19 protein-coding genes are annotated in these 15,893 nt (G+C 69.0%); 16 read left to right on the top strand and 3 right to left on the bottom strand.

Annotation, left to right across the window (positions count from 1 at the left end; translation table 11 throughout):
• The first annotated feature begins 47 nt into the window (after positions 1 to 47).
• The 14 genes from ACFYU0_RS20300 to ACFYU0_RS20235 all read left to right on the top strand — a co-directional run bounded on the left by ACFYU0_RS20300 (position 48) and on the right by ACFYU0_RS20235 (position 11,517).
• Entirely contained in the window at positions 48 to 1,550 is a 1,503-nt protein-coding gene (locus ACFYU0_RS20300) for a PIN domain-containing protein (RefSeq protein ID WP_389302998.1), read from the top strand.
• 474 nt (positions 1,551 to 2,024) lie between these two features.
• Positions 2,025 to 2,876 (top strand): helix-turn-helix domain-containing protein, encoded by an 852-nt coding sequence (locus tag ACFYU0_RS20295; RefSeq protein ID WP_389302996.1) that lies wholly within the window; start codon positions 2,025 to 2,027, stop codon positions 2,874 to 2,876.
• Between the two features lie 97 nt (positions 2,877 to 2,973).
• Complete coding sequence (locus tag ACFYU0_RS20290) at positions 2,974 to 3,363, top strand: ATP-binding protein (RefSeq protein WP_389302993.1); 390 nt, start codon at positions 2,974 to 2,976, stop codon at positions 3,361 to 3,363.
• A gap of 175 nt (positions 3,364 to 3,538) precedes the next feature.
• Positions 3,539 to 4,390, top strand: coding sequence for a sigma factor-like helix-turn-helix DNA-binding protein (locus tag ACFYU0_RS20285; protein ID WP_389302990.1), 852 nt, complete (start codon positions 3,539 to 3,541; stop codon positions 4,388 to 4,390).
• Positions 4,387 to 5,208: an integrase gene (locus tag ACFYU0_RS20280; protein ID WP_389302987.1), complete on the top strand. Its 822-nt coding sequence runs from the start codon at positions 4,387 to 4,389 to the stop codon at positions 5,206 to 5,208. The genes ACFYU0_RS20285 and ACFYU0_RS20280 overlap by 4 nt, the downstream gene beginning before the upstream one ends.
• A 182-nt stretch (positions 5,209 to 5,390) precedes the next feature.
• Positions 5,391 to 5,738, top strand: a complete 348-nt coding sequence (locus tag ACFYU0_RS20275) for a hypothetical protein (protein ID WP_352227454.1) — start codon at positions 5,391 to 5,393, stop codon at positions 5,736 to 5,738.
• Between the two features lie 5 nt (positions 5,739 to 5,743).
• Complete coding sequence (locus ACFYU0_RS20270) at positions 5,744 to 7,111, top strand: FtsK/SpoIIIE domain-containing protein (protein WP_389302984.1); 1,368 nt, start codon at positions 5,744 to 5,746, stop codon at positions 7,109 to 7,111.
• 87 nt (positions 7,112 to 7,198) lie between these two features.
• Positions 7,199 to 7,909 (top strand): DUF2637 domain-containing protein, encoded by a 711-nt coding sequence (locus ACFYU0_RS20265; protein WP_389302982.1) that lies wholly within the window; start codon positions 7,199 to 7,201, stop codon positions 7,907 to 7,909.
• A 13-nt stretch (positions 7,910 to 7,922) separates the two neighbouring features.
• Positions 7,923 to 8,102 carry a mobile element transfer protein gene (locus tag ACFYU0_RS20260; RefSeq protein ID WP_073889547.1) on the top strand — a complete coding sequence of 60 codons (180 nt, stop codon included), beginning with the start codon at positions 7,923 to 7,925 and terminating at the stop codon, positions 8,100 to 8,102.
• 14 nt (positions 8,103 to 8,116) lie between these two features.
• On the top strand, positions 8,117 to 8,272 hold the full coding sequence (locus ACFYU0_RS20255; protein ID WP_389302978.1) for a hypothetical protein: 156 nt from the start codon (positions 8,117 to 8,119) through the stop codon (positions 8,270 to 8,272).
• A gap of 19 nt (positions 8,273 to 8,291) precedes the next feature.
• Positions 8,292 to 8,594 carry a SpdD-like protein gene (locus ACFYU0_RS20250; protein WP_389302975.1) on the top strand — a complete coding sequence of 101 codons (303 nt, stop codon included), beginning with the start codon at positions 8,292 to 8,294 and terminating at the stop codon, positions 8,592 to 8,594.
• Between the two features lie 100 nt (positions 8,595 to 8,694).
• Positions 8,695 to 10,038, top strand: a complete 1,344-nt coding sequence (locus ACFYU0_RS20245) for a replication initiator (RefSeq protein WP_389302972.1) — start codon at positions 8,695 to 8,697, stop codon at positions 10,036 to 10,038.
• Positions 10,031 to 10,270: a helix-turn-helix transcriptional regulator gene (locus ACFYU0_RS20240; RefSeq protein WP_389302969.1), complete on the top strand. Its 240-nt coding sequence runs from the start codon at positions 10,031 to 10,033 to the stop codon at positions 10,268 to 10,270. Before ACFYU0_RS20245 ends, ACFYU0_RS20240 begins: the two co-directional genes overlap by 8 nt.
• Positions 10,270 to 11,517 (top strand): tyrosine-type recombinase/integrase, encoded by a 1,248-nt coding sequence (locus ACFYU0_RS20235; RefSeq protein WP_389302966.1) that lies wholly within the window; start codon positions 10,270 to 10,272, stop codon positions 11,515 to 11,517. The genes ACFYU0_RS20240 and ACFYU0_RS20235 overlap by 1 nt, the downstream gene beginning before the upstream one ends.
• A gap of 80 nt (positions 11,518 to 11,597) precedes the next feature.
• Here the strand turns inward: ACFYU0_RS20235 and ACFYU0_RS20230 are convergent, their stop codons facing one another.
• Complete coding sequence (locus ACFYU0_RS20230) at positions 11,598 to 12,359, bottom strand: phosphoglyceromutase (protein ID WP_351666063.1); 762 nt, start codon at positions 12,357 to 12,359, stop codon at positions 11,598 to 11,600.
• Between the two features lie 255 nt (positions 12,360 to 12,614).
• Here ACFYU0_RS20230 and ACFYU0_RS20225 point away from each other — a divergent pair, with 255 nt between their 5' ends.
• A complete protein-coding gene (locus ACFYU0_RS20225) occupies positions 12,615 to 13,886 on the top strand; it encodes an MFS transporter (protein ID WP_351666064.1) in 1,272 nt (423 codons plus the stop codon).
• Between the two features lie 110 nt (positions 13,887 to 13,996).
• On the opposite strand, the gene ACFYU0_RS20220 is transcribed toward ACFYU0_RS20225, so the two are convergent.
• Positions 13,997 to 14,227, bottom strand: coding sequence for a hypothetical protein (locus tag ACFYU0_RS20220; RefSeq protein WP_389302963.1), 231 nt, complete (start codon positions 14,225 to 14,227; stop codon positions 13,997 to 13,999).
• Between the two features lie 362 nt (positions 14,228 to 14,589).
• Positions 14,590 to 15,039, bottom strand: a complete 450-nt coding sequence (locus ACFYU0_RS20215) for a DUF2000 family protein (RefSeq protein WP_389302960.1) — start codon at positions 15,037 to 15,039, stop codon at positions 14,590 to 14,592.
• Positions 15,040 to 15,088: 49 nt separating this feature from the next.
• Here ACFYU0_RS20215 and ACFYU0_RS20210 point away from each other — a divergent pair, with 49 nt between their 5' ends.
• Positions 15,089 to 15,892, top strand: coding sequence for an AraC family transcriptional regulator (locus tag ACFYU0_RS20210; protein WP_389302958.1), 804 nt, complete (start codon positions 15,089 to 15,091; stop codon positions 15,890 to 15,892).
• Position 15,893 lies beyond the last annotated feature (1 nt).

The raw sequence follows: 15,893 nt of genomic DNA, 5'->3' as shown, positions 1-15,893 counted from the left end.
GCCTCCTATTCCACTGCATTTAGATCGATCGAAGAACGGGGGGGAATATGATTATTCTCGACACTAACGCTGTTCACGACCTGGACCCACATGGAAGTCGGGCCGACCTGATTCGCATGCTGGGGAAGGTCGGCCTGAAAATAGGGGTCCCCTGGGTTGTGCTTGAAGAGCTAACGGCTCATAAGCTACATGAGTACCAACGTCAATTTGAGTTGATGCTGCGCCACTACAGAAAAGTGGTCGACTTGGAGCCTAGCCTCTTGGGGCCGGAACCGAAGTTCCGGGGCGACGAGTTCGCCGCATATTGGCGTGAGCAGTACAAGGGCGTTTTCGAGGTAATTCCGACGGGGATCGATGCGCTTCGAGCGGCGGTGTTGAGGGAAGCTGCTTGCATGAAGCCGGCAAAGGTCGATAAGACTAAAAAGTCCGGTGGGCGTGACGTGGCCGTTTGGTTTTCGGTACTAAGCTACCTGGACGCCAATCCTAACGAAGAAGTGCAATTCGTTACGAGTAATACGGCTGATTTTGGGCAGCCCGACGAATGGCCATTCCCCCTCGATGCTGACTTGACTGGAAAGGTTCACAGGATCAAGCAGGTCGCTGAATTCGAAGAGATTCTTCGGGAGTTCACGGAGGAGGCAACTATCCAGCATGAGGCGGGAGGTGTCTTGCTTCAGAAGCTCAGCCTTCCTGCGGCCCGTGACTTGATTGCCCGTGAAGCTTGGGATCGGTTGACCGACGGTTACGGGAAGAAAGGTTTCCGGCGGCTGCCTAATGGTGTTCTGCTGAGGGTTTCCGTCGACTCAATGGGGCCGATTGAGTGCCGAAAGGTCGGAGAGTCCGTTTGGAGTTGGGCTCAGGTGAAGTGGCAGGTTTACATGTTGAAGAGGGGTGCCGCTGATCCGCTTATCGTGGCTTGGGATACCTCTATACTGCTTCCCGATGAAGAAGAAGCGGCGATTTCCCTATTGCGGAGCGGCAGCTTTTCTCCGATGGCCTTCGAAGATCTGAACGAGGAGCTTAGGGGTGAACTCGAGGAAGAGATGACAGCGGATCGTGACGCTGCAATCCTTGATGAATATCGCCAAGTCCTGAGGCGAGACGTGGCTGCCGATGATGATCTTTCGCGCGACCTCGGAATTGAACCCTTTACATGGCAGAATCGTGGGCACTCGTATGAAATAGATGTCCTCAGGAATCTGGAAAGCGTCAGCAAATCCGTCGCTTTCACGAACGGTTCAGGTGATATGGGAAGGGATGCTGTGATCGCAACTCCGGAAGGAGTAATTGCGGTTTCAGTTAAGTGGGGGGCGAAGCTTGGGCTCAGTGATCTAGTGCGGGCTTCCCGTATTCCCAAAGAGATGGGAGACGCTGTACTGATCGTCACTAATGGATCGATCTCCAGGAATATTGATCGATATCTGAGTGAATTTATTGAAAATGGTCGACCCTTCGAACTGGTTCGGTGGTCAAGTCCTGCAGATAACGCAAATCTCGCGAGAAAGATTGATATTTTGAGGAGTCTCTTGATGTCCAGGCGAGATGGCTAGCTTTTGCCGTTCGTTCGGTTGTAAGGCGGGTCGTCCTTTTGAGGCAGTACGGCCTACCGGTCAATTAGGTCGGCGGAGCGGCTTTGGGCTGGAGCTGCTTTGGGGCGAGTGATCATGGCCCCGTAAGCTTCCGGCGCGTGGGGCAGTCTGTGGACCTGCCCGGTAAAGCACGACGTTGGGGCCATGATCTTAGAGGCTCGCCCCGAAGTGGCTGCCTAAAGCCGTGGAGCCGACCGCCCCAGCCACAGAGGGTGTCTCCAACTTCATGCCCGCAGTCGCCGAGCGCGCCGCCGGGCGCGGCCAGCCGGGGCGGAGACAGGAGGCAGGCCGCGCCGCAGAGGCGGCGCGCGCCCGCGCCCTGCGCGGGCCTTGAACCAGTAGAGAAAGTTTGAATCAAGCTCTGGGCTGTTGCTGATCACCGCAGCTCGCGCACTCGCCCCGGCCTCTGCTGCTCCGTGGTGTAGAACCCTAAGTATGGGGAGTGAGCGACAGGAGCGGATGAAGGCGCTTGGGGCGCGTCTTCGGGGGCTGCGTGCTGAAGCTGGCCTGACTGGTGCCGTGTTGGCGCAACGGGCCGGCGTAGGACAGCCGACCGTCTCCAAGGTGGAGAACGGGCGCATGGTGCCGAGCTTCGATGTCCTCGACCGGCTCTCTCGTGCTCTCGGCCTTGATGACTCGTCGGCTCGTGGGGTGCGTGACCTCCTGGTCGCCGTTGAGACTGCCGCCGACGCCGGGCTGGCATCCGATGATGACGGCATCGTCGGAGCCGTTCTCAATGATGCCGTGCGGGCGGCTCGGCTGGTGCGGTCGTTCCAGTGTGTGGTTCTGCCGGGCATGCTTCAGAGCGCGGAGTATGCCCGGCACGTCTTTCAGAGTGCGCTGAACTCGACGCCTGAGGCGGTCGGCCGGGCTGTGGCTGCCCGGGTGGAACGGCAGAGTGCGCTATACGAGCCGGGGCGGGAGTCAGTGTTCGTGCTGACGGAAGCAGTGTTGCGAACCTGGCCCGGCACCCCAGCGCTGATGCTCGCTCAGCTCGACCGGCTGCTGGCTGTCGAGAGTCTGAGTTCGGTCCGGCTCGGGGTCATCCCGTGGCGTCGGGCTGTGCCGGTGCTGCCGCGGCATGGCTTCACGGTGTGCGATCAACAGGCGGTTGTTGTTGAGTCGTTTGCCGGCGAGCAGATGTTGGCTGACCCGGCCGAGGTAGCTGCGTACGAGGAGATGTTCGGCGCCTTCGAGCGGGCTGCCGTCTTCGGTGGTGAGGTACGTGAGCTGCTGTTGCGGGTGATGAAGGATTTCCGCGACTTGGGAGACACAGTCACCCGGTAGAGGAATAATTCCTCTAGATGCCTGGCCTGCTGACCGTGCTTGGGAATACGCTGCCGCTGCGCTGTCTAGCCCCCTAGACGAACAGAGGTGTTTTCCCATGCTCACTAAGTGGTGCCGCGCCTTCCCTGGCCTCGCAGAGGAGGTGGCTCACGCCCGGCACTTCGTCGCATCGCTCACCGCACAGCATGGCCCAGTCGATGAGGCCGCCCTGGTCGTGAGCGAGCTGGCGACCAACGCCGTACGGCACTCGCTGAGCGGCTCGCCCGACGGCTGGTTCCTCGTGATCGTGGGCTTCGGCGACGACCTCGTGCGCATCGAGGTGGTCGACCAGGGCGGCGACTGCGAACCGCACCTGTGCGACTCGACCAGTCAGGAAGAGGGCGGTCGCGGGCTCTTACTGATCGCGGCCTGCGCCAAGGACTGGGGTGTGAAGAAATGGCCCGACGGGCGTTCGGTCTGGGCCGAGCTAGCGCGGGAGGAGGTGTGATCGCGCTCGGATCGACGGCGGTCGGCGGTCGCCCTGCGGGCGGTGGGGGGTGAGTCCTCGGGGTGTGCCTCGGCGGCGGTCCCGATTCTTTGTGGTCGGCGTTCGTACCGGTCGGCGCCTCCCGCCCATTCCGTCTAGGGCCCTAGACTCCTGGTTACTTCTAGGAGGTGCGGTCATGTCGGACGAGCTGCAGCGGATCACAGCGATCGATGATCCGTATCTGCTCCTGCGTGAGGTCACGAAGAGGCTGGCCGACGCGCAGCAGGAGGTGACCGAGCTTGCCCGGCTCCGCCGCCGCGTAGTCCAAGACCTCCACGCGCAGGGGTTGTCTTATGCGCAGATTGCCGAAAAGGCTGGCCTGAGCCGTGGGCGGATTCACCAGATCCGGCACACCGGCCCGGCACCCGAGGGAGCCTTCCTGGGCTTGGGTGCCGTCAGCGTGGTGACGCCGCTGCGGTGGGACGCCGAGAAGAAGCGTCCGGTCGTCGCCATGGCCGACATGAACTCTGGCAAGCGGCTGGAGGAGCTGGCCAAGTCCTACGGGCTTGCCGTCAGCTCGGGTCATGTGTTGGTGAGCGGTGAGATCGACTTGAACCGTGACGGCCTGATCGTCGTCTGCGGGCCGGGCATGTCTCAGGCCATGAGCGACCTGTACGCCCAGGACCCGGTACTCGGCTGGGAGCATCCGGAGGGCGAACCGTGGGCGCTGGTGGACCGGCGCACTGGCACGGCGTACCACGCGGGGGCAGACATCGAGCCGCGCCGGCCGCACGACGTCGGATACCTCGGCAGGCTGCCCAGACCGGACGGCAACGGTTCGGTGCTAGCCATCGCCGGAATCCATACGGCAGGCTCCCTCGGCGTGGTCCACCTGCTCGCCTCGGACCTCAGTACGCTCTGGGGGCAGGTGGGCGAGCGCCACTTCTCCACGCTGGTGAGCGTCGAATACGACCCCGAGACCGACGAGCCGCAATCCGTCGAACTGCTCTGCCCCCTCTACCTGCACGACGAGGAGGCAATGGCGTGAACGTCGCCCTCGCCTCACAGCCGGCCGACCCGGGACGGGAAAACGAGGACTTCGCTGCCGCTTCTTTCGGTGCGGCCGTCCTCCTCGACGGCGCCGGCGTCGCCGGGGCGGAGACCGGGTGTGTACACGGCATCGCCTGGTTCTCCTCCACGCTGGGCGGCCTGCTGCTGTCTGAGATCGCGTCGCGCCCCGCCCGGCCGCTCGCCGACTGTCTCGCCGACTCGATCCGGGCTGTCCGCTCCCTGCACGTGGACACATGCGATCTGGACTATCGAGCCAGTCCGACCAGCACGGTCGTCGCTGTCCGGGTCGATGCGGGAGCTCTGGAGTACCTCGTTCTCGGCGACTCGACCCTTCTCCTCGCCGAGACGGACGGGAGCCCGGCCGCCATCACCGACCAGCGGTTGGACGGCGTCGGCCAGCGTCTGCGTGGACCGGTTGACGCCCTGCCCACCGGGTCGGCCGAACACTCCGCTGCCCTAGCGGAATACCGTGACGCCCTGACGGGCCTGCGTAATCGGCCGGGCGGTTTCTGGATCGCCGGTCCTGATCCGCAGGCGGCTGAGCATGCCCTGACGGGGACGGTGCCGCTTGATTCACTGGCCTCCGTCACGTTGCTGAGCGATGGCGCGACACGCCTCGTCGATACCTTCGAACTCGCCGACTGGAAAGATGCGTTGGGTCTCCTCAACTCGTCCGGCCCGGATGGGCTGATCGGCCGCGTACGTGCCGCCGAGGCCGGCGACTCCGACGGTCGGCGCTGGCCGCGTGGCAAGGCGTGCGACGACGCAACCGTCCTCCACTGGGTCCTGCGGTAGCTCACCCCACGGACCCTGAGACACGTACGTATACCCCCCTAGACAGTTGACGGGTCGTCGGTTACCTTTACCGTCAACCCCCCTAGACAGTCGGGGCGGGTTCTCCCCTGGCTGTCTAGGGGGGTATCCAAATCGGATGGCGTCGAGCAACATGGCGCCGCCAACCCAGTGAGGTACAGACAATGCGTGTAATCCCCGTGGACACTTCGGCCGCGACACTCCTCGTCACCAAGCTGCCCGAGGTCAAGGTGAAGGACCGGCAGACCGGTGAGATCGCTGTGGACCCGGTGACCAACCAGCGGCTGATGACGCTGGAGCTGGTGTTCATCGCGGCCGGCGGCTCCGACATGATCAAGGTCACCGTCCCCGAACAGGGCATCGGTGAGGGCCTGGTGATGGGCGCCCCGGTCATCCTGTCCGGCCTGGTGGCCCGGCCCTGGGAGAGTGAGTTCGGCGGCCGCACCCGTCACGGCATCGCCTACCGGGCGGACGCCGTCATGGTCAACGCCCCGGCCGCGGTGCAGGGCTGACCGCCATGGCCGACACCGTCCAGACGCTGTTACCGGTCTTGCTGGTCCTGGTCGCGCTGCTGGTGCTGCGCCGGCGGATGCCGGTCCTGTTCTGGTGGCTCGTCGGATACCCGGTCGTCGCGCTGCGGGTACTCATCTCGTACCGGGCGACGATGGACGCCTGCGGCCTGACGGTACCCGCGTCGGCCGTCCGCCGGGCCACGGCCCGAATGATGGGGCGGCAGGCGGCTCCCCTACCGCCTCGCCACTCGTTCCCACTGCCGACCGGGTCCGGGCTCGTGATGCGCCTACGCATGGCGACCGGGCAGGCGCCCGAGGACTTCACCGCCTCGGCCGACCGGCTTCGGCACGCCTGGGGCTCCCACGCCGTGTACGTGCACCCCACCAAACCGGGGTGGCTCGAACTGCGGCTGGTCGGCTGGGACGTACTCGCCGACGTACGGCCCTCCCGCCGTCGGCTGGCGGCCGGTCCGCTCTGCCTGCCACTCGCGCTGCGGGAAGACGGCCGATGGCATGTGAGGGACTTTCGCACCGTGCCGCACGAACTGATCCTCGGCGCTACTCAGTCCGGCAAATCCGTCTACCTGCGGAACCTGCTGTGCGGCCTGGCCCGCCAATCGGTCGTCCTCGTCGGCATCGACTGCAAATGGGGCGTCGAACTCGCCCCGTTCGCACCCCGGCTGTCCGCGCTCGCTGACAACCCGGACCGGGCGAACGACCTCCTAGACGCCCTGCTGGCGGAGATGGAGGCACGGTTCCGCCTCATCGGCCTTAGCGGCGCGGCCGGTCCGGACGCCGTGCTCACGTCGGATGTGTGGGGGCTGCCGGATGACGTACGGCCGGTGCCGGTCGTGGTCGTCGTGGACGAGGTGGCGGAACTCTTCCTCGCCGCGAGCAAGGACGACGAGAAGCGGCGGGACGCGATGGTCACCAAGCTGATCCGCCTCGCCCAGCTCGGCCGCGCCGCCGGCATCTATCTGGAGGTGTGCGGACAGCGCTTCGGCTCCGAACTCGGCAAGGGCGCCACCATGCTTCGCGCCCAGTTGACCGGACGGGTCTGCCACCGGGTCAACGACGAGTCGTCGGCGAACATGGCGCTGGCCGACATCGCCCCCGAGGCGGCCCTGGCCGCTACCTCCATCCCCGCCGAACGACCCGGTATCGCGATCGTCGGTGACTCCTCTGGCGGCTGGTCCCGCGTCCGCTCGCCTCACCTGACCCTCGACGATGCGGCGGCCGTGTGCCGCGACACCTCCGGCCTGATGCCGGACCTGCCCCGGCTCGACTCCTTCCGGCCCGTCATCACCGTGGAGTCCGCCGGTCCGGCCTCACCTGCCGCTACCGCGCCCGCGGCTCGACCGGTGGCCGGGTAACCGCGCTCCTTTCCCACGGTCGGCGTGGCGCCCCTCACGCCACGTCCCTATCCCGCCATGCCCGAAACCGGAAGGAACGCCGTGCCCATGCGTGCCCACCTGGTCCGCGTAGACGCCGTGCTCGTACAGGCGGTCATCGCCGGGGCCCTGTCCTTCTCTCACCTGCACGATCTCGCCGAAGCGTCCGGACAGGGCGGGTGGAAGGCATGGGCCTACCCGATCAGTGTCGACCTGCTGCTGGTCGCCGCCTGGCGCCGGATGCGCGACCAGCAACGCGGTGGACGACCGGCCGGGGGGCCGCGGCTGTGGTTCCTGGTCGCCCTGGCCGCGTCCCTCGGTGCCAACGTCGCCACTGCCGGACTCCTCGACCTGGGCCACGTTCCCGCCTCGCTCCGTGTCGTGGTCGCCGGCTGGCCCGCCGTCGCCTTCTTCGGCGGAACACTCCTGGCCCACGCCCCGCACGGCCCGGAAGCGCCGACCGCACCGGTCGACAGTGCGGACGCGGCCGAGAAGTCGCACCGGGCCTCGGTCACCGTCGACGTACCCGATCGGGATGCGCTTCCGGCACCGTCCCACGATCCCGAACCCGCCGCTACGGCCACGGCCGCCGAACCGGTCGCTGAGCCCTCCCCAGCTCCCGTTCCCGCCGTCGCACTCCCGCCCGCCCTCATCGATCGCGCTCGTGCCCTGGCCGACGAACACCGCTCGGCCACCGGTCGTCCCGCCGACCCCGACGCCGTACGCGCCCGACTCGGCCTGCCCCCGTCCATGACCGCATCCGTCGCCGCCCACCTCTGAGAGGAGCACCACCATGCACCGGCGCTTCCGCAACGTCCGCCGTATCGGCCCGGTGAACGTCGCCTCCTACCTCGACCGCGGAAAGAACCGCCACCTGGCCGCCTGCACCGCACCCCGCTGCGACTTCTCCGCCGAGTACGACAGCCGCGCCGCCGCCGAACTCGCCGCCCGCACCCACCGCTGTTCGGCCTGAGAGGAAACCACCGCATGGACGTCCCGCTCTGGCTCGCCCTGCTCTGCATCGGGGTCCTGGGCGTCAAGCTCATCCGCCCGCCCTGGTGGCTCATCGCCGTGCTGCTCCTCGGCGGCTACCTCCTCGCCGACAGCCTGCTGGCCCCGGTCATCGACTCCCTCGGCAAGTAACACGAAAGGAGATCCGCCCATGTTCCGCCCGAACATCCCGACCATGCCCCAGCCCACCGGCCTGATCACCCCGCCCGCCGTCGTCGAACCGACCACCATCGCCCCGGCCACCCCGACTCCACCGGCCGCAGTCACCCCGGCACCGACCCGGCCCGCCGTCCAGCTCACCCCTGGCACCATGCTCGCCCTCGTCGGCGGCGGTACCGCCGTGGTCCTGGTCGTCGGCGCCGTCCTGGTTTCCATGCTCCTCGCCGTAGCCATCACGGCCGCCTCCGTGGCCGTCTGCGCCGTCGTCACGCGCTCCCTTCTCACCAGGCGCTGACCTCATCCGCTCCGCCCCGTCTGGCTTGCCCACGATGTCTAGCCCCCTGGACAGGCCGGACGGGGCGCTCAACTACCGCTCTCCAAGGAGGAAACCGCACATGCGTCCCGCGGCTCCGACCGGAGCCATCCGCCACCTGGTGACCCTCGCCCAGCACGGCGACCTCAGCACCTACGCACGGCAGATCCAGCGCCTCAGCGGCTGCGAGCGGCCGGTACGGATGGAGGGTCACCGGCTCGACGTCCACGCCGCAACCGGCGAGATCGTCCGGGAGATCGTGGACCGCGACCTCCCCGCCGGACAGCTCCTCATCCGCTGCAACAACCGTCGCGCCACCCGGTGCGCCGCCTGCGCCGAGGTGTACCGCATGGACACCTTCCACCTCGTCACGGCTGGTCTGAGCGGCGGCAAGGGCATCTGCCCGACCGTCGCCCAGCACCCCCGCGTCTTCGCCACCTTCACCGCCCCCTCCTTCGGCCCCGTCCACAACCGGCCCGCCGGCGGTCGGTGCCGCTGCGGTCGACGGCACCTGGAGGACGACCCCGCCCTGGGTACGCCGCTCGACCCGGACCGGTACGACTACCGCGCGGCAGTCCTGTGGAACGCACACGCAGGCGCGCTGTGGGCCCGCTTCACCACCTACCTGCGCCACCAACTCGCCTCCCGCGCAGGCATCGGACGCTCGGCCCTGCGCGAGTGCCTCAAGGTGTCGTACGCCAAGGTCGCCGAGTACCAGCGGCGCGGCGCCGTCCACTTCCACGCCGTCATCCGCCTCGACGGCCCGGACGGCGCTGAAGACGCCCCGCCGGCCTGGGCCACGACCGAACTGCTCACCGACGCGATCCGCTCGGCGGCCCACCTCGCCGAGACCCCCGGCCCGGACCTCGACGGCCACGCTTACGCCTTCCGCTTCGGCGAACAGCTCGACATCCGCCCCATCCGCTCCGCCGACTTCGCGGGCACCTCAGAACTGTCCAGCCGTGCCGTGGCCGCCTACATCGCCAAGTACGCCACCAAGGGTGCCGAGACCGCAGGCACCCTCGACCGCCCCATCCGCAACCCCATCACCGACCTGATCGGCTCCGGCGTCACCGACCACGCCCGACGGCTGATCCTCACCTGCTGGCACCTCGGCGCTCTCCCCGAACTCGAAGACCTGCGCCTGCGCAAGTGGGCCCACATGCTCGGCTTCCGCGGCCACTTCTCCACCAAATCCCGCGCCTACTCCGTCACCCTCGGCGCCCTCCGCCAAGAACGCGCCGACCACAACGAAGCCCTGGCCCGCGAGCGCGCGGCCGAGGCCGGCCACCCGCTGCCCGACCCGGGCACCGTCCTCGTCCTCTCCCACTGGCGCTTCGCAGGCACCGGCCTGACCGCCGCTGAAACCTGGCTCGCCGTCTCAAGGACCGACGCGTCCGATACCGAAGGGGAACCCTGTGGCTAACCGACGCCTCGCCCCAGCCGACGACGCCAACGAACCCCGCCCTCTGCCCGAGCGATATCTGACGCCCGACGACCTGGTGGAAATGTTCGGCCTCCCCAGCGTCGAGACGGTGTACCAGTGGCGTCGCAAGCGCACCGGTCCCCGCGGCTTCCGGGTCGGCCGGCACCTTCGCTACGACCCTGCGGACGTTCGAGCCTGGGTGGAGTCCCTGCGGGAAGGAGCTGCCGCCTGATGGCCGGGCACATTCAGGACCGGTGGTACCGGACCGAGACCGGCCCGGACGGGAAGGTGCGCAGGGTCAAGACCGAGCGCTACGGATCGGGTCTCCGCTACCGGGCTCGCTACGTCGGCCCGGACGGCACGGAGAAGTCCAAGAGCTTCCCCGACCGACAGAAGCGGCTCGCCGATCAGTGGCTGGCGCACGTCGAAGCGGACATGGCGCGCGGGCAGTACATCGACCCGCGCGCGGCCCGGATCACCTTCCAGCAGTACGCCGAGCGGTGGGTCGCCACGCAGGGCGCCGACCCGAACACGCAAGCCTCGATGGAGTCGCAGTTACGGCTGCACGCCTTCCCCTACCTCGGCTCACGTCCACTCGGCTCCTTCCAGCCGGCGCACATCCGCGACTGGGTGCGGCAACTCCAGGAGAACGGCGTCCGGGGGTCGTACGCCCGGACCATCTACTCCAACGTGCGCGCGGCGCTCAGCGCGGCAGTGGATGACGGCCATCTTCCGCGCAACCCCTGTGCCGCCCGGTCCGTCCGGCCGCCGACCGTCGACAACAAGCGCGTCGCGCCCTGGACGCCAGAGCGGGTCCTCGCCGTCCGGGCCGCCATGCCCGAGCGCTTCCAGGCCATGGTCGACCTGGGCGGCGGCTGCGGGCTCCGTCAGGGCGAGATCCTTGGCGTGGCCGTCGACGCGATCGACTTCACCTCGGACACGCTCCACGTGGTCCAGCAACTGAAGCTAAGCCGCAGCAAGGCCGTGTTCGCCCCGCCGAAGGGCGGCAAGCTTCGGGACGTCCCGCTTCCTGGCCCCGTGGCCGATGCGCTTCGTGAGCACATGAAGCGGTTCCCGCCGGTCGAGGTCACCTTGCCGTGGAAGGTGGCGGACGGTCCACCGGTGACCAAGCGGCTGATCTTCACCGGGCCGCGTGGCGGGCACGTCTGGCGTACGTCGCTCAACGAAGAGGCGTGGAAGCGGGCTCTCGCCTCGGTCGGCGTCATTCCCAAGCGGAAGCCGGGCGAGCCGTACGCCGAGTCCCGCGAGAACGGGATGCACGCCTTGCGCCACTTCTACGCCTCGGTGCTCCTGGACGCGGGCGAGAACATCAAGGCTCTCGCCGAGTACCTGGGCCACTCGGATCCCGGCCTGACGCTCCGCGTGTACGCGCACCTCATGCCGTCGAGCCAGGAGCGCACCCGCAACGCGGTCGCCGCCGTCTTCGACACGGCCCGACCGGGCTCGTCCGGCACCTGACGGCCCAGAGACGGCCCAGAGGCAGCAACAAGCCCCCTGCTCGCGGAGGAACCGCAGGCAGGGGGCTTGATCGTGCGGGCTTACTTCTTCTTGCCCTGGTTCTTGACCGCCTCGATGGCCGCCGCCGCGGCCTCCGGGTCGAGGTACTTGCCGCCGGGGGTGACCGGGCGGAAGTCGGCGTCGAGTTCGTAGTACAGGGGGATGCCCGTCGGGATGTTGAGGCCCGCGATGTCGGCGTCCGAGATGCCGTCCAGGTGCTTGACCAGGGCGCGCAGGGAGTTGCCGTGGGCGGCGACGAGGACCGTGCGGCCGGTCAGGAGGTCGGGGACGATGCCGTCGTACCAGTACGGGAGCATGCGGTGCACGACGTCCTTCAGGCACTCCGTGCGCGGACGCAGCTCCGGCGGGATCGTCGCGTAGCGGGCGTCGTGCGCCTGGGAGAACTCGGAGTCGTCCGGGAGCGGGGGCGGCGGGGTGTCGTAGGAGCGGCGCCAGAGCATGAACTGCTCCTCGCCGAACTCGGCCAGCGTCGCCGCCTTGTCCTTGCCCTGCAGGGCGCCGTAGTGGCGCTCGTTCAGGCGCCAGCTGCGGTGGACCGGGATCCAGTGGCGGTCCGCGGCCTCGAGGGCCAGCTGGGCCGTGCGGATCGCGCGCTTCTGGAGCGACGTGTGGACCACGTCGGGCAGGAGGTCGGCGTCCTTCAGGAGCTCGCCACCGCGGACTGCCTCCTTCTCGCCCTTCTCGTTCAGGTTGACGTCCACCCAGCCGGTGAACAGGTTCTTCGCGTTCCACTCGCTCTCGCCGTGGCGGAGGAGGATCAGCTTGTACGGTGCGTCGGCCATGCCTCAGAGCGTAATCCACCTGTTCCGGCCGTCGCCCGGCCCGCCCGGTGGGCGGACAGGCCGTCCGGAGGCCGGGCCGCCCCCCTCGGGCCTCCGGCCCGGCCTCCGTGCGGTCTCCGTGCGGCCTTCGTGGAGCTCACGTGCGGCTCGCCTGCGGCTGCCCGTTAATCGAGTGGCCGTCGGACGCCCTGCGGATGTAAGTTGCGGATGCCTTGTGAGCCGCTTACATCTCCGTACCCGTGGGGGGTCCCGTCCATGTCCGTCGCGTCCGTCGCGTCCGTCGCCCGTCTCAGACGTGCCGCCCGGGAGACCGTCTCCGGACTGCCCCGCGAGTTCTGGTGGCTGTGGACGAGCACCCTCGTCAACCGGCTCGGCGCGTTCGTCGCCACGTTCATGGCGCTGTACCTCACGCTCGACCGGGGCTACTCGGCCTCGTACGCCGGTCTCGTCGCCTCGCTGCACGGGCTCGGCGGCGTCGTCTCCTCGCTCGGCGGCGGGGTGATGGCCGACCGGCTCGGGAGGCGGCCCACCCTTCTGATCGCCCAGACCGCCACCGCCGTGTCCGTCGCGGTGCTCGGGTTCATGCAGGACCCGGTCACCATCGCCGGCGTCGCCTTCCTCGTCGGCATGGCCTCCAACGCCTCGCGGCCCGCCGTGCAGGCGATGATGGCCGACATCGTCCGGCCGGAGGACCGGGTGCGGGCGTTCTCGCTGAACTACTGGGCGATCAACCTCGGCTTCGCCGTCTCCTCCATGGCGGCCGGGTTCATCGCCGAGTTCAGCTATCTGGCCGGGTTCCTCATCGAGGCGGGGATGACCCTCGCGTGCGCGGTGGTCGTCTTCCTCAAGCTGCCCGAGTCGCGGCCCGTGGCCACGGCCAAGCGGGCGGACGGTGACGTGGGCCTCGGCACGGTGCTGCGCGACGGGCGGTACATGGCCGTCGTCGGGCTGTCCTTCCTCGTCGCCCTCGTCTTCCAGCAGGGGTCCGTCGGACTGCCGGTGGCCATGGGCCGGGCCGGGTTCACGGCCGCCGACTACGGCTTCGCTGTCGCCGTCAACGGCGTCCTGATCGTCGCCCTGCAGATCCCGGTCACCCGTTTCATCGAGCACCGCGATCCGCGCACGCTCCTCGTCGCCTCCTCCCTGCTCGCCGGGTACGGCTTCGGGCTCACCGCCTTCGCCGGGTCGGTCGGCGTCTTCGCGCTCACCGTGTGCGTCTGGACGCTCGCCGAGATCGTCAACGCCCCGACCCAGACCGGGCTCGTGGTACGGCTGTCGCCGGTGCACGGGCGCGGGCGCTATCAGGGGGTCTACACGCTGTCGTGGTCCCTGGCCGCGCTGGTGGCGCCGCTCATGTCCGGCGCGGTCATCGACCGGTTCGGCGCCGAGTGGCTGTGGGCCATGTGCGCCGGCGTGGGGACCGTGGCCGGCGTCGGGTACGGGGTGCTGATGCGGCGGACCCCGGCCGAGCGGCGGCCGGCGGAGACCGCCCCGGCCGATGCGGAGGCCGAGCTGAGCGCGGCCTGAGCACCGGCGAGACGGAGGTCGGGACGAAAAGGGGCGAGCCCCCCGCGCGCGGTGACTCCGCGTGCGGGGGGCTCGTCGCCGTCGGCGCCGGTGGGGCGGCGCGAGGGCAGTCAGAAGGAGGCGTAGACGCCGACCCGGTCGAACTGGGCGGCGGCGCCCTGGAGCTGGCCGACGGCGCCCTGGACCGTGTCCGTGACGGTGTCGAGCTGGGCCAGCAGGTCCGAGCTGTTGAGCACGGCGGGCCCGGCGACGATGCCGGCCTGCGGGTTGAGGCCGCCGGAGACGCCGTCCAGTTCGGCGTCGGAGATCTCGGCGGTCTGGACCTGGGGAGCGGAGGTCATGTCGAAACTGCCCTTCGTCGGAGGTTCCACAAGGGGAGGGCGGAGCCGCCGGGGACGGACGGCTCGGCCGCGACCGCGCGGGCGTAGGGCATCCGTTTCCGGACGCCCTGGCTTGAACCCGGCGGCGCGATGGATCAAATCACGGAGCGTGTCCGGCATCCAGTCGACCGCCGTGCGGCACCGGGCAGTTGGGAGCGCCGGCTCCTCATCCGTGCACACCCGGTCATCGGTTGCGGGCAGCTTCTCCACAAGCGGTCCGGCGCGGCGGGGCCGTAGCCCTTGCCAGGCCCGGCCCGATCCGGACAACTGCGCATCAAGCGCGTTCGCGGGCGCGGGCTTGCGTGTGCGCTGTGCAGATTCGGTCACCGATGCATCCGGGCGCCCTTCAGCACCTTGTCCACGCCGTTGCGCGGGCCGTACACGGCGAGCCCGACGAGATCCAGGCCGGCCGTCCCCACCGCCCGCACCGCGGCGCGGTGGTCGCGGTCGTTGCCGGTGGCGAACAGGTCGGAGGTGAACACCGACCGGGGCAGGGCGCGGGACAGGGCCCGGGCGTGGGCCGCCGTGAGGGTCTCCTCGGCGCCCTCGAAGACCAGCACGGGCTGGCGGAACATCGGCAGGTAGGAGACGCCGTCGGCGTCCTCGTACGGCTCCCCGATCACCTCGGGGACCTGGCTGCCCAGACCGCTGACCAGGAACGCCGTCACGTTCAGTCGCTGCCAGGGCGCCAGGTCCTCGCGGAGCAGTACGGCGATCTTGGTGTCGAAGCGGACGGGGGCGGCGGCCGGGTCGGCCTGCGGTTCGGTGTTCATGGAGTGAGACTGCCGACCGGGGCGCGCCGCGGTCTTGTACGTTTTTTGCGTGGCCGCCGACCAGTCCGCCGTCTCCGCCTGGCGCCCGCGCGTCCCGGGTGTCGTGGAGGTCTTCCACGCCCACTTCACCGAGTACGCGTACCCGATGCACGTCCACGACGCCTGGACGCTGCTGATCGTCGACGACGGCGCCGTACGGTACGACCTCGACCGGCACGAGCACGGCACCCCGCACGACACCGTCTCGCTGCTGCCGCCGCACGTGCCGCACAACGGCTCCCCCGCCACCCCGCGCGGCTTCCGTAAGCGGGTGCTGTACCTGGACGGCAGCCACCTGGGCGACGAGCTGATCGGCCCGGCCGTGGACGGCCCCGACCTGCGGGACCCGGTACTGCGGCAGCGGGTCGGGCAGTTGCACTCCGTGCTGGGCCGGCCCGGCGACGAGCTGGAGGCGGAGAGCCGGCTGGCGCTGGTCGGGGAGCGGCTGCGGGAGCATCTGCGGCGCCGGGACGCCGGCGCCCGCCGCCCCGGCCGCGGCCCCGCTCTCGCCCGGTCGCTGCGCGAGCTGCTCGACGAGCACGTCACCGAGGGGCTGGTGCTCGCCGACGCGGCACGGCTGCTGCACGCCCATCCGGCCCACCTGGTGCGGGCGTTCAGCGGCGCCTATGGCATCCCCCCGCACCAGTACCTGACGTCCCGCCGGGTCGGCCGGGCCCGGCGGCTGCTGCTGGACGGGCTGCCGCCGGGCGAGGTGGCCGCGGCCACCGGGTTCTGCGACCAGGCCCATCTCACCCGGCACTTCAAACGACTGGTGGGCGTGCCGCCGGGGCGCTACCGGCTCAGTGCCCGGTGAG

The organism is Streptomyces sp. NPDC003720 (genome assembly GCF_042875075.1).
Classification (GTDB): Bacteria; Actinomycetota; Actinomycetes; order Streptomycetales; family Streptomycetaceae; genus Streptomyces.
The sequence above is the reverse complement of the archived record's forward strand: the minus strand, read 5'-3'. Positions and strand labels throughout refer to the sequence as shown.

What these genes read in the sequence shown, in the direction of transcription:
- ACFYU0_RS20245 (WP_389302972.1), top strand. Translation starts at nt 8,695, where the DNA reads ATGCGTCCCGCGGCTCCGACCGGAGCCATCCGCCACCTGGTGACCCTC.
- ACFYU0_RS20250 (WP_389302975.1), top strand. Translation starts at nt 8,292, where the DNA reads ATGTTCCGCCCGAACATCCCGACCATGCCCCAGCCCACCGGCCTGATC.
- ACFYU0_RS20290 (WP_389302993.1), top strand. Translation starts at nt 2,974, where the DNA reads ATGCTCACTAAGTGGTGCCGCGCCTTCCCTGGCCTCGCAGAGGAGGTG.
- ACFYU0_RS20260 (WP_073889547.1), top strand. Translation starts at nt 7,923, where the DNA reads ATGCACCGGCGCTTCCGCAACGTCCGCCGTATCGGCCCGGTGAACGTC.
- ACFYU0_RS20215 (WP_389302960.1), bottom strand. Translation starts at nt 15,039, where the DNA reads ATGAACACCGAACCGCAGGCCGACCCGGCCGCCGCCCCCGTCCGCTTC.
- ACFYU0_RS20300 (WP_389302998.1), top strand. Translation starts at nt 48, where the DNA reads ATGATTATTCTCGACACTAACGCTGTTCACGACCTGGACCCACATGGA.
- ACFYU0_RS20285 (WP_389302990.1), top strand. Translation starts at nt 3,539, where the DNA reads ATGTCGGACGAGCTGCAGCGGATCACAGCGATCGATGATCCGTATCTG.
- ACFYU0_RS20255 (WP_389302978.1), top strand. Translation starts at nt 8,117, where the DNA reads ATGGACGTCCCGCTCTGGCTCGCCCTGCTCTGCATCGGGGTCCTGGGC.
- ACFYU0_RS20220 (WP_389302963.1), bottom strand. Translation starts at nt 14,227, where the DNA reads ATGACCTCCGCTCCCCAGGTCCAGACCGCCGAGATCTCCGACGCCGAA.
- ACFYU0_RS20230 (WP_351666063.1), bottom strand. Translation starts at nt 12,359, where the DNA reads ATGGCCGACGCACCGTACAAGCTGATCCTCCTCCGCCACGGCGAGAGC.
- ACFYU0_RS20295 (WP_389302996.1), top strand. Translation starts at nt 2,025, where the DNA reads ATGGGGAGTGAGCGACAGGAGCGGATGAAGGCGCTTGGGGCGCGTCTT.
- ACFYU0_RS20270 (WP_389302984.1), top strand. Translation starts at nt 5,744, where the DNA reads ATGGCCGACACCGTCCAGACGCTGTTACCGGTCTTGCTGGTCCTGGTC.
- ACFYU0_RS20275 (WP_352227454.1), top strand. Translation starts at nt 5,391, where the DNA reads ATGCGTGTAATCCCCGTGGACACTTCGGCCGCGACACTCCTCGTCACC.
- ACFYU0_RS20235 (WP_389302966.1), top strand. Translation starts at nt 10,270, where the DNA reads ATGGCCGGGCACATTCAGGACCGGTGGTACCGGACCGAGACCGGCCCG.
- ACFYU0_RS20225 (WP_351666064.1), top strand. Translation starts at nt 12,615, where the DNA reads ATGTCCGTCGCGTCCGTCGCGTCCGTCGCCCGTCTCAGACGTGCCGCC.
- ACFYU0_RS20265 (WP_389302982.1), top strand. Translation starts at nt 7,199, where the DNA reads ATGCGTGCCCACCTGGTCCGCGTAGACGCCGTGCTCGTACAGGCGGTC.